9 protein-coding genes and 1 tRNA gene are annotated in these 11,727 nt (G+C 71.6%); 7 read left to right on the forward strand and 3 right to left on the reverse strand.

Annotated elements, in window-relative coordinates:
• Positions 1-453 precede the first annotated feature (453 nt).
• Together ACL02U_RS01285 and ACL02U_RS01290 are read left to right on the forward strand one after the other, a co-directional pair.
• Positions 454-1,119 (forward strand): bifunctional DNA primase/polymerase, encoded by a 666-nt coding sequence (locus ACL02U_RS01285; RefSeq protein WP_412788685.1) that lies wholly within the window; start codon positions 454-456, stop codon positions 1,117-1,119.
• A 55-nt stretch (positions 1,120-1,174) separates the two neighbouring features.
• On the forward strand, positions 1,175-1,939 hold the full coding sequence (locus ACL02U_RS01290; protein WP_412788686.1) for a hypothetical protein: 765 nt from the start codon (positions 1,175-1,177) through the stop codon (positions 1,937-1,939).
• Between the two features lie 287 nt (positions 1,940-2,226).
• On the opposite strand, the gene ACL02U_RS01295 is transcribed toward ACL02U_RS01290, so the two are convergent.
• The 3 genes from ACL02U_RS01295 to ACL02U_RS01305 all read right to left on the reverse strand — a co-directional run bounded on the left by ACL02U_RS01295 (position 2,227) and on the right by ACL02U_RS01305 (position 5,742).
• A complete protein-coding gene (locus ACL02U_RS01295) occupies positions 2,227-3,192 on the reverse strand; it encodes a DUF5926 family protein (RefSeq protein WP_412788687.1) in 966 nt (321 codons plus the stop codon).
• Between the two features lie 665 nt (positions 3,193-3,857).
• The gene (locus ACL02U_RS01300; protein WP_412788688.1) at positions 3,858-4,409 is read right to left on the reverse strand and encodes an ATP-binding protein; all 552 of its coding nucleotides are present in this window, start codon (positions 4,407-4,409) and stop codon (positions 3,858-3,860) included.
• A 505-nt stretch (positions 4,410-4,914) separates the two neighbouring features.
• Positions 4,915-5,742 (reverse strand): glycerophosphodiester phosphodiesterase, encoded by an 828-nt coding sequence (locus ACL02U_RS01305; protein WP_412788689.1) that lies wholly within the window; start codon positions 5,740-5,742, stop codon positions 4,915-4,917.
• 277 nt (positions 5,743-6,019) lie between these two features.
• Here ACL02U_RS01305 and ACL02U_RS01310 point away from each other — a divergent pair, with 277 nt between their 5' ends.
• The 5 genes from ACL02U_RS01310 (at position 6,020) to ACL02U_RS01330 (ending at position 11,718) form a co-directional block, all read left to right on the forward strand.
• Complete coding sequence (locus ACL02U_RS01310) at positions 6,020-7,621, forward strand: trypsin-like peptidase domain-containing protein (protein WP_412788690.1); 1,602 nt, start codon at positions 6,020-6,022, stop codon at positions 7,619-7,621.
• Between the two features lie 128 nt (positions 7,622-7,749).
• Positions 7,750-7,836: transfer RNA gene (locus tag ACL02U_RS01315), tRNA-Ser, on the forward strand.
• Between the two features lie 1,268 nt (positions 7,837-9,104).
• Positions 9,105-9,665: an SMI1/KNR4 family protein gene (locus ACL02U_RS01320; RefSeq protein WP_412788691.1), complete on the forward strand. Its 561-nt coding sequence runs from the start codon at positions 9,105-9,107 to the stop codon at positions 9,663-9,665.
• A 295-nt stretch (positions 9,666-9,960) separates the two neighbouring features.
• A complete protein-coding gene (locus ACL02U_RS01325; protein WP_412788692.1) occupies positions 9,961-10,827 on the forward strand; it encodes a hypothetical protein in 867 nt (288 codons plus the stop codon).
• A gap of 408 nt (positions 10,828-11,235) precedes the next feature.
• Positions 11,236-11,718, forward strand: coding sequence for a VOC family protein (locus ACL02U_RS01330; protein WP_412788693.1), 483 nt, complete (start codon positions 11,236-11,238; stop codon positions 11,716-11,718).
• Positions 11,719-11,727 lie beyond the last annotated feature (9 nt).

The raw sequence follows: 11,727 nt of genomic DNA on the forward strand, positions 1-11,727 counted from the left end.
ATTGGCTAAGTTGGCTGAAAACTGCCTCGGGTAAAGGGTGATTGCGGTCGACTGGGCTTGCTCCACAGAGCGTCACAACGGTCGTGATGGGTACGTACTCGGTAAGGACCTTGGTAAGGACCTTGGGTGGTGGGGGCCGCCCGGAACCTCGTGTCCGGCACGGACGTCCTATCCACCGACGACCGTGCCCCATCCTCCCGTGGCGGAGGCGGAGAGAAATACACGGAACGGCGAAACGCCACACTTCGCCACCCCACGCCACGTCCATCCTTGTGGTGGACGCACCACGGACGGGGTGGCTGCGGGAGCTGCCCGGGATCGACCCACGAGGGGCTCCGCCTGCCTCGCGCAGAGGTGTGCTGCGCCAACAGGTACGCACAGTGAAGTGATCGACTCATGGTGTGATGTGGCCCACGGTGTTGCCAGGGGTGCAACGGAAAGGAACGAGCGCTCATGCGCGAGATCCTCGGAAGGCGACGCAGGCGTCTGTCCCGGCGGAAGGGCGGGCGGCCTGAGCTGATCAACGCGGCCCTGACCTACGCGACGGAATGGCGGTGGCCCGTGCTCCCCGGAGCGGTGGCCGACCCGCAGGGCCGCTCACGGTGCGGCTGCCCCGACCCGGAGTGCCGGACACCCGGCGCCCACCCTTTCGACCCCGGTCTCCTCGCCGCCACCACCGACGCGCGCATGGTGCGCTGGTGGTGGACCAACCGTCCGACCGCGCCGATCATCCTGGCCACCGGGGGCGCCGCCCCCTGCGCGGTCAGCCTCCCCGCCCTGCCGGCCGCCCACGCCCTGGCCGCCCTCGACCGCAGGGGCACGCGCCTCGGTCCGGTGGTCGCCTCGGCCGGCCGCTGGGCGATCCTGGTGCGCCCCTACTCCATGGAGCAACTGGGCGAACTGCTGTACGCCAAGGACTTCGTCCCCGGCTCCCTCCGCTTCCACGGCGACGGCGGCTACCTCCCGGTGCCCCCCTCCGAGACCGGCCAGGGCGCGATCCGGTGGGAGCGCGCCCCGCTGCCGGGTTCGGCCGCACCCTGGGTGCCCGACGTCGAGGCCGTGGTCGACACGCTGGTCGAGGTCCTCACTCGTACGGGTGTGAGCGCGCCCGAGTTGTAGGGCTGCGCGGCGCGCGGGGGGCGATCCGCTCCGCGCGCTCGTTATCGTCCGCTCCATGCTGCGTCATCCTGGGGGACACGCCCGCCGACGGCCCCGACCCGGCGGGACCGGCAACCGGAGCGTCCGTCTCCTCGCCCTCGCCGGCACGGTGGCCTGCGCGGTGGCGCTGCCGCTCGCGGTGGCGTCCGCGGGGCCCCCGGACGCCGGCCGCCGGCAGGTGCCGCCGACGGGACTCGCCCCGGCGTCGCCCTCCGCGCACCCGGTGCGGGACGCGGCCTACCGGGGTGGGGCAGCCGAGGCGGACTCCGGTGTCCGACGCACCGACCCGTCCCCCGCCGGAACACCGGCCCCCGACGGACCCCCGTCCCCCGCCGGGGCCCCACCGTCCACCGGGACCCCGCCGTCCACCGGCCCGGACGGCGACGCACCGGCCCACTCCGCCGGTTCACCGCTGCTGCTCGGCCTCGGGCTCACCACCGCGGCCCGCTGCGGTCCCGAACTCGCCTCCCCCGAGGGCGTCGAGGCGCAGACCTGCGTCCTGGCAAGTGCCGACGACACCTGGGCACGCACCTACTACCGCAACGCGACCGGGCGCGCTCTGGACGCCGTGCTGAGTCTCATGGGGCCCGACGGGCACACGGTGCGGATGCACTGCGCCCTGACCGCCGAGGACGATCCGGGCACCTGCGAGACACCCCGGCGGCCGACACGGGGGGAGATGGACGCCTACACGGCGGTCGTCGAGTTCGCCGACGCCGGCGGACGGGGGCCGCTGCTGCTCCGCTCCGGCAGCAATCCGAGTGCGCCCGGCGGTGGTTGACAGGCGGCGGCGCTGCGTCGAACGCGTCGCGAATGAGAAGACCCGGTTGCTGGCGACGGGGGATGCACCAGCAACCGGGCTACTCGAACGGTAACAAGAGATCGGCTCCAGGCAAATTCGATCTCATGTTTCCCTCGGCTATTCGGACACCGAACGGGACCTTCCGAGCGGCGGATTCGGACACCGACTCCGCTGCACAGGGCGGGAGTTGAGACTGGAGTCCCAGCTTCCGCGCGGCCCGGGCGGCTGACCGACCGGTCAGCCGCCACCCGAGAGTGCGGCCCGCTTCAGCTCAGCGTCACCTGCCGGTTGGTCAGTCCGCCGCGCGCCCGGCGCTCCTCGACGGTCAGTGGCGCCTCCGTAGCCAGCGCAACGGCCAGCCGCTCGCCGAACTCGGCGGCCGGCTTCTCGACGTCGTCGGCCGTGACCGAACCCGGCAGGTCCCAGACCGGCACGGTCAGCCCGTGCGCACGGAAGGACCCCACCAGGCGGGTGCCCTCGCCCAGGCCGGAGCGGCCCGCCGCGTGCAGGCGCGCGAGGGCGTCCAGCAGCTGCTCCTCCGGGTACGGCATGACCCAGCGCAGGTGGTTCTTCTCCGGGGTCCGGCACCAGTAGGCCGCGTCGACGCCGGTCAACCGCTCGGTCGGGATGGCCGCCTCGTTCGCCCGCTCCAGGGAGGCCGCCACCTCCGGGGAGGCGTTCTCCGCGTCCGGCACCCAGAACTCGAAGCCGCTGTGCACCACCGGCGCGAACTCCCCTTCGGGGTCGAGCAGGTCCTGCAGTCGCGGAGACTCGGCGGGAGCCCGGCGCGCCTGCACCGGAGTACCGGGGGTGGCGGTCAGCGCACGCTGGAGGGTGTCGGCGAGGTCGCGGCTGATGTCGCCCGACGCCGTGTCGTTCTGCAGGCCCAGCAGCACCGAACCGTCCTCGCGTCGCAGCGCGGGCCACGCCATCGGCAGCACCGTCGCCAGCGTGACCGACGGGACGCCCTCAGGCAGCGCGTCCTTGAGCGGCAGCTCCACCGTCGCGGCCGGCACCAGCTCGCGCAGCGCCACCCAGTCGCACTCGCCCGGAAGGCCCTCGAAGGGCCGCTGCACCAGCTCGGTCACGGCGTGGGCGGCGGCCCGGCCGTGGCAGGCCTTGTAGCGCCGGCCGCTGCCGCAGGGGCACGGCTCGCGCGCACCGACCACCGGGACCTCTCCGTCCGTGAGCTGCGGCCGCTTGGCCTTCGTCTGGGGTCGCTTCTTGGCCATCGTGGGTGTCTCCCGGTTACGGCTCGTCTGGTACGGGCGGAGCCTAGCCGCTCCCGCCCCTGCCGAGACGGAGCCGACCCGTCTCGGCAGGGGCGTGGAGTGCGTCCCGTCTCGGCGGGGGTGTGGAGGCCGTTCCGTCCCCACAGGGGGGAGGGCGCCCCGTCCCGACAGGGGGTGCGGGGGTGTCCGAGCGGGTCAGCGCCCCGTGCCTGGTCCGAGCCGCCGAAAGCCGGGCCACCGCCCACGGCGGACCGGCGACAACCGGCGCGGAACCGCGCCCACGGGTACCGGCGACCGGTCCCGGCAACAGTCGGTACGCCGCCTTCCGCGCTGCGTCGCCACTGCCACTGCCGCTGCGGCGAACCGCCGCCACTACCGCCGGTGGCCCCTGGCACCCCGAGCGCCTCCAACCGCTCCACCGCCTCCTGCGAGGACCCTGTGGCTTCCGGCGTTCCTTCGACGGCCCGTTCGGCACGCGACCGGTGCCACCGCGCGACCGCGCGACCCCGGACGCCTCTGCCGTGGTCCGGTGCCCGGGGGCGCGCAGACAGGCGGCGTGCTTGCTGCGCCCGGCGCGCCCGGCGTGTTCGGCGCGCCCGGCGTGTTCGGCGCGCCGGCGTGCTCGGTGTTGGCCGGTGCTCTGCTGGTGCCGTTCCGGGGGTTGCTCAGTCCAGGTCGTCGAATGCGACCGCGAAGTCGAGATCGGCCATCGCCGCAACCGGTGGAGCCGCGACCCGCGTGGCGAAGTCGTCCCGCCGGCTGCCGACGTCCAGAGCGTGCACGTCCTTGCGGACCAGGACCCAGACCGTGACCTCGCCGCGGGAGTCGTCCCGTACGCCCCAGTCCTCGGCCAGTGCCGTGATGATGTTGAGCCCGCGGCCGCCGTGCGCGGTGACCGAGGGGGTGGACGGTGCCGGGCGGGTCGGCCCGCCGCCGTCGGTCACCTCGACGACCAGGCTGCCGCCCGTGTCCACCCGCCAGGCGGCCAGCACGTCGCCGTCCCCCGCCAGGGCGTCACCCAGCGGCCGGCCGTGCTTGCACGCATTGCTCAACAGTTCGGAAAGGACCAGTACGGCATCGTCGACGACCGTTTCCGCCACACCGTTCATGCGCAACTGATCGCGCATGCGGCGCCTCGCCTCACCCACGCCCGCAGGGCCATGGGGTACGGCCATGCTCGACGACGTGGGCACCTCCCGTGCCACCACCAACGCCACCCCCGAGACCTCCTTCGCCCCACGCCACGGTGTGGATGCCCCACCGGCCTGAACCGGAAACCGGCCAGCACGTCTCCGATGACGCATTCACCGCGATCACAGACGGACCGAACGCGCCGGAGCACTCCCTGTGATCACACGGTCACTCTGAGGTCGAAATTCGATCACTGTATGGCTGGATTTTTTCGGTGTGGCCGAGAAGTGAGGATGCTGCAGTCATGCTGCGAGGTCAAGGTGTATGACCGGGTCGGACGGTGTCCGCGGTGGTCGGGGTGGCGGTGTGGCCGAGGTTCATCCCGTCGCTGAGCGGCGCCCCGGCGGCGCCGCTCCGGCGGCGGCTCGCTCGGTGGCTCGCCGGCCCGGCCGCCGCATCGGCCCGACGGCTCGGCGGACCGGCCGGTGCGGCAGTCCGATCCGGCCCAGTGTCCGATCCGGCCCAGTGTCCGATCCGGCCCAGTGTCCGACCAGCTCCAGTGTCCGCTCCGGTCCCAATGCCTGATTCGGCTCAGCGTCCGAGCCGGTTCAGTACCGCGGCGGGGCGGTTGGTGATGATGGCGTCGACGCCCAGACCGGCGCAGAGTGCCACGTCCTCCGGCTCGTCCACGGTCCACACGTGCACCTGGTGGCCGGCCTGCTTCAGGCGCTCGACGTAGTCCGGGTGGTTGCGCACGATCCTGAGGGACGGGCCGGCGATCCGGACGCCCGCGGGCAGGCGTCCGTCCCGCAGTCGCCGAGAGGCGAACTGCATCAGGTACACGGTGGGCAGGGTCGGAGCGGCGGCGTGCACGCGGTGCAGCGAGCGCGCCGAGAAGCTCATGACGCGCACCGGGGACAGGGCGGCGGAGGTCGGCGCGTGCAGCCCGAAGCGGCGCAGCAGGAGCAGCAGCCGCTCCTCCACCTGACCCGCCCAGCGCGTGGGGTGCTTGGTCTCGATGGCCAGCTCCACCCGGCGGCCGGCGTCGGAGACCAGTTCGAGCAGTCGTTCGAGGGTGAGGACGGAGGTGGCCTCCAGGTCCTCGGGCGGGTACTCCCAGTCCGGCTCCTCGTCCCGGTTGCGCCAGGCGTCCCGGGTCTTCCAGGAGCCGAAGTCCAGTGCCGCCAGGTCGGCGAGTTCCAGGGCGGACACCGCACCCCGTCCGTTGGACGTACGGTTCACGCGGCGGTCGTGCACGCAGACGAGGTGGCCGTCCGCGGTCAACCGTACGTCGCACTCGAGGGCGTCGGCGCCGTCCTCGATGGCCTTCCGATAGGCGGCCAGGGTGTGCTCGGGGGCGTCCTCGGAGGCCCCGCGATGGGCGACGACCTGGATCTGGTGCTGTCGTGCGTCGGTCACCGCGTCATGGTGCCACCGGTACGGGGTAGTCGTCCGATCGGAGGCATCGAGGATGTGTCCACGGCGGCCGAGAGATGCATCCTTTTTGCCCCTGATGTCCTCTATAAAGAGTAGTCACAGACCCACAGCCACGGCTTATGGTGCTCTGACGGCTCGTGGGAAAAGCTGAGGGCATACAAAAGCACATGCTCAGCGACGGCGCGCGGGCCGACCACAAGCGCGACGAGCTTGATCGAGTGCGACCGATGACAACAGCAGTGGATCGAGGAGAAGAGCTGTGAGCACCGAGAACGAGGGCACCGAGGTACCCCCGGCCCCGTCTGCACCCCCCGTGCCGGTGGAATCACCCGCGTCTCCCCCGCAGCCCACCACGTCCGAGGGCGGCGCCGGCACCGCCCCCGAGGCGCCGCAGGACAGGCCCGCCGCCCAGGCGGGCCACCCCGCGCCCGGACCGGAGGGCGGGACCGCGCACGAGCAGCAGCACCCGCAGCCCGGCCCGGCGACCCCCCGGCAGCCGCAGGCCGAGCAGGCCCCGCAGCAGCCGTACGGCGCGCAGCCCGAACAACCGCAGCATCCGCAGTACCCGCCGCAGGCCTCCACACCGTCCGAGGGTGCGTACCCCGCGGAAGCCCCCACCACCGCCTCCCCCGCCCAGGGCGGCTGGCCGCCCCCGCCCCCGCCCGCCCATCCCGGGTACGGCGACGGCGGCGCCGCTTCCGGCGGCGGCTGGGGCAGCGGGTACCAGCCGCAGCCGGCGCCGAAGAAGTCCCGGCGCGGTGGGCTGGTCGCTGCGGTCCTGGTGGCGGCACTCGTCGCCGGCGGCCTGGGCGGCGGCATCGGCTACACCCTCGCCAAGAACAACGACGGCACCGGCTCCACCACCGTCTCCGCCGCCACCAGCGGCGGCAACGTCAAGCGGGACCCCGGCACGGTCGCGGCGGTCGCGGCCAAGGCCCTGCCGAGCACCGTCACCATCGAGGCCGAGTCCACGAGCGGCGAGGGCGGCACCGGCACCGGCTTCGTCTTCGACACCCAGGGCCACATCGTCACCAACAACCACGTCGTCGCCGACGCGGTCGACGGCGGCACCCTGACGGCCACGTTCCCCGACGGCAAGAAGTACGACGCGGAGGTCGTGGGGCACGCCCAGGGCTACGACGTCGCGGTCATCAAGCTCAAGAACGCCCCCTCGGACCTCAAGCCGCTGCCCCTCGGCGACTCCGACAACGTGGCCGTGGGCGACTCGACCATCGCGATCGGCGCGCCCTTCGGCCTTTCCAACACGGTGACCACGGGCATCATCAGCGCCAAGAACCGGCCGGTCGCCTCCAGCGACGGCCGCGGCAGCCAGGCCTCGTACATGAGCGCCCTGCAGACCGACGCGTCGATCAACCCGGGCAACTCCGGTGGCCCGCTCCTCGACGCCCAGGGCAACGTGATCGGCATCAACTCCGCCATCCAGTCCACCGGCAGCGGCGGCTTCGGCACCGGCCAGGCCGGCTCGATCGGCCTGGGCTTCGCCATCCCGATCAACCAGGCCAAGTACGTCGCCCAGCAACTGATCAAGACCGGCAAGCCGGTGTACGCCAGGATCGGTGCCTCCGTCTCCCTGCAGAACACCACGGCGGGCGCGAAGATCACCGAACAGGGCGCGGGCGGCGCGGCCCCCGTGGAACCCGGCGGGCCCGCGGACAAGGCCGGCCTCAAGCCCGGCGACGTGATCACCAAGCTCGACGACCGGGTGATCGACTCCGGCCCCACCCTGATCGGCGAGATCTGGACCCACAAGCCCGGCGACAAGGTCACCCTGACCTACAAGCGCGACGGCCAGACCCACACCGTGGACGTCACCCTCGGATCGCGCACCGGGGACAGCTGACCGGCCGCTCCGGCGTCGCCACGCCCGCCCACCGGGGCGGGCGTACCGCACCGGCAGCCGCCGGACTCCCGTACGCCCCGCTCAGACCCGTTACCCTGGTCCCCGCGCCGCCGTGATCGGCGGCGCGGGGAGGTGTGCCCGAGCGGCCGAAGGGAACGGTCTTGAAAACCGTCGTGGCAGCGATGTCACCGTGGGTTCAAATCCCACCGCCTCCGCTCGCTGAGCAGTGAGAACGGCCCCTGACCTGGATGTTTGGTCAGGGGCCGTTCTTGTGCCCGGCTACCGTGGCTGCCTGGTGTTCCCCGTGGTTTCCCGCTCGATCGGGCGCGACTGGGGCACGGGGAACTTCACTGCTGTACAGCCGGGGTCCGATGGGGCTACCCAGGGCGCCGGTCGCGCGCCACGCGTACGGCCACCCCGCGAGCCGCCTCTCACTCCCACCGGTTCGGCTTTCGCCTCGGGCGCCCCCGGGCACCTGTTGTCGGGGCGGTCGGACGCTACGGCCAGCGCGACTCGGGTGCGACAGGTCTTACCCTGACGCTTTGCGGTCTGGCCTGATCCTTATCAGGTCGGTCACCGGGGATCGTCGACATCGTCCAACCCGGCTTGCGCCTCGGCCGATCGTCCGCTGATGTCCGGCGCAGACCGCTGCTGTTCGTGCTTGTTGGTGGCAACCGCTGGTGTCAGCCGCCGCACGCAGCCTTGACAAGCGCGGCCACTTTCTCGGACCTGGAGCGCCAGTTTGGAGGATCACGTATGCGGAGGGGCGCTGACCTGGCGAGACGGTGACCTGGCGAGACGGTGACCTGCGTGTTCCTGTGGCGATTCCCCGTGTTTCCTGCTGTTCCCCGTCAGTTGCCGCCCCATCGGGCACGTTGGGGGCACGGGGCGCCGATGCGCGGTCACGGTGGAGCGGACTTTCTCCGGCGGGCGAAGTAACGCAAAACACGCCAGGGGAAGCTCAAGAGCCAGAATATTCCTACCGTGGTCCGGACCACAGAACTACTGGTCCCGTTTACTGCCACCAGCAGCATTGTGCCGAAGGCCAGGCCGATCAGGGAGCCGAAGATCTCTGTCCGCTTCGTCGTTTTCGAAGGGTTGACCATGGCTTGATCGTGACAGGTGAACGCGCCTTGTGCCAGGGGTGGGTCGGCTCCCTCAGTGCTCTCGGGAGCCTCGTGCGCGCTGTTCCATGACCTGCGTCAAGCCGCACCAACCCCCTTCCCTCACGTACCACCTTCCCCAGCTCCCATCCCGTCTGCCGTCGGCCCACACGCATGTGGAGCGGGTGTGGTCCATGGCGTCCAGGTGGAGCGCGCCGGGTTCTCGTGAACAGAGCCGGGCGCGACTCTTTGGCGAGTGGGTGCCCGCCCCGGGCGTCGTCAGGCCGTGCACCGGCCGGAGCCACTGCCGGTGTCGGCAGGTGCGGGGGCGCTGTGTCGGGGTGTCGATCCCTGTCGGAGCGGGGTGTTATGCATGCCGCATGAATGTTGATCAGGCGGATCCTGATGAGCTGGTCGCGCTGCGTGCGGCGTTCGGGGTCGATGACGACGGTGAGTCGGCTCTTGGCTGGCAGGCAGTCCGGTCCTTCGAGGCGGCGCACGGGATCGTGCTACCCGAGCCGTATCGGACCTTCGTCGCTGAGGTAACGGACGGTTCGTCGTCCGGACCGCCGGACTACGGGCTGCTGCCCGTGGCCGAGCTGCCGAGCGACTGGGGTGATCACGAGCAGCAACGTGATCTGAGTGCGCCGTTCCCGCTGACGAAGTCATGGCTGTGGGAGGAGGACGAGGATCCGGCTGATGACGCAGACGAGCTCCTCGGGCAGGTCTACAACCATGGCTCGGTCGTGCTCGGGACCGACGGGTGTGCGATGAACTGGCATCTCGTCGTCGCCGGTCCGCACAGAGGGCACGTCTGGCTGATCACCGACGTCGGAGCCGTCCCCTTCGGCGCTCAGTTCGGTTTCACCACCGGAGGGTGCGGCTTTGCCGGCTGGGTTCGGCACTGGGCGGAGAACAAGCCTTGGGACGACGCTGCATGACCCGGGACTGCTGTGCGATCGGGTGACAAACGGCTCATGCAGCCGGAGTTGCTGGTGGGGTCAGGGCGGTCTGGTGCTCGGCAGGGGTCCAACGGGCCGGGCGTCTCCGGCGGCGTCGGCGGCGGTGGTAGGTGCGCTCGGCCCAGGTCGTGATCGCGATTCCCGGCAAGCCGGATCTGGTGTCCCCCAACTCCGCCGCAGTCCCGCGGGATCAATGAAAGGTGAGCGATTGGAGCAGCTGATTCCGGCTTCCGGACCCTGTCGGGCTGTCCGTGCCGTCGACGATCAGGGCGGGTTGCCACTGACTCCTGTTCTGCATCCGGTCCGACTCCTCGTCCGTGAGACCGGGCCTTACGCTCACCGCCCGCAGCTGCTCGAGGAGGACCCGTTCTGGTGGGACCATCTGAGTGCCTGCCGGCGCGGCGCGCCCCGATCCTGGCTCGGGCAGTACGATCACGCCGCCTACCGGGACTTCGTCCGACGCCTGTGGGATGCGGGCGACCGGCCCGTGTTCACGGTGCCACTGTCCGGCGGCCTGCGTCTGCACGTCGTGTACGAGAACGCCGGCGAGGACGCGAGCGTGGAGTACGTGGCCCACCACCCCGCATGGGAGGAGGCCGAGTTCCTGGCCCGCGACGCCGGGCACTGGCGAGGACCGGGGCTGTCCTGGCCCGAGCTGACCGATGCGGCCGACAACGCGCTGCCCGGCGGAACGACCACCGACCCCGACACCCGACTGCTCCTGCTGCTGCCCGCACTCGGTGATGCCGACCTGCCACCGGGGGCCGGGAAGCGGCTCGCCGCGTGCCTGCGCGACCGCCTGGGCGCCGCGCAACCCGGTCGGCTCGCCGACTTCATGCTTCGCCGTCAGGGCATGGCGGGCCCGGCCCGGTGGAGCGCCGGGGCGCCCGGGGTCCGGGTCAACGACGGGCGGTATTCCTTCCGTAATCCGGAGAACCGTGACGCGATGCCCGATTGCCGACTGGCCCAGTTGTCGACCGCACTGGACCCGGTCCGCGCCGGCACTCCCGGCGTGTGCGACACCGGCGGGCGACCGGACGGCTGCCGAGCCGAGCCCCGTTCCACCGGGGACTGCCCCCGCAGGGTCGAGTACACGAGATGGCTTGCCACTCTGATGTCGGAATCCTCGCCCCCGTTCTGATCGAGGACGCCGTCGTTCAAGCCCCGGCTCCGTTCCGCCGGGCGCGTTTCCGGGCGCGTTTCCTGGCGAGTGAGATGTCCTGCGCGCCGCACGGATCTGCCGGGGCCGTCTTCTTCCGGGCGTCCGGTCTCGGGGCGTCCGGTGCGGACTGGTGGCGGTCGGCCGTGTCGCGTGCGGTGCCGCGGGCGTCATGGCGGAGAGGTCCGGACGAGCACGCGTTCGCGCTCCCCGCCTGAGGGCCGGCCCGTACGGCTGTACGGCTGCGGTCACCGCTGCCTCTCGAGGCGCTGGACGGCCTGCGCGCCGGCGGCTGCATGGTCGGCTCTTGACCTCAACCAAACTTGAGCTCTTACGGTCCTTCCATCGCTGCCGAGACCGAGCGGCAGCATCCTTAGAGGAGGTCCCACCATGCCCGAGCGCGACGTCGGCAACGTGATCCCCGACCGCTACCGCTACGCCGTGATCCCGCACATCATGGTCGGCGACGCCTCCGAGGCGATCGATTTCTACCGGAGGGCGTTCGGCGCCCGGGAGGAGTTCCGGATCGACGCCCCGGGTGGGGGGATCCTGCACGCGGAGATCAGCATCGGCCGGTCGGCCCTGATGCTCGGCGACGTGAGTGTGGAGGAGGCGGAGGCCGCCGCTTTCACAGCCCCGGCTTCTCTGGGCGGCACGACCGTCACCCTGCATGTCTTCGTGCCCGACGTCGACGCGTTGGCGGTGCGGGCCGAGGCCGAGGGCGCCGAGATCATCCAGCCCCCGAAGGACATGTTCCACGGTGACCGTACCGTCATCCTCAGAGACCCGTCCGGTCACATGTGGGTCTTCCTCACGCACCTGGAGGATCGGTCGGAGGAGGAACTCCTGCGCAACCTGCCCGCTGCGGTGTGAGCGGTCCGC

The sequence above is a fragment of the Streptomyces sp. MS06 genome, assembly GCF_047200655.1.
Taxonomy (GTDB): Bacteria; Actinomycetota; Actinomycetes; order Streptomycetales; family Streptomycetaceae; genus Streptomyces.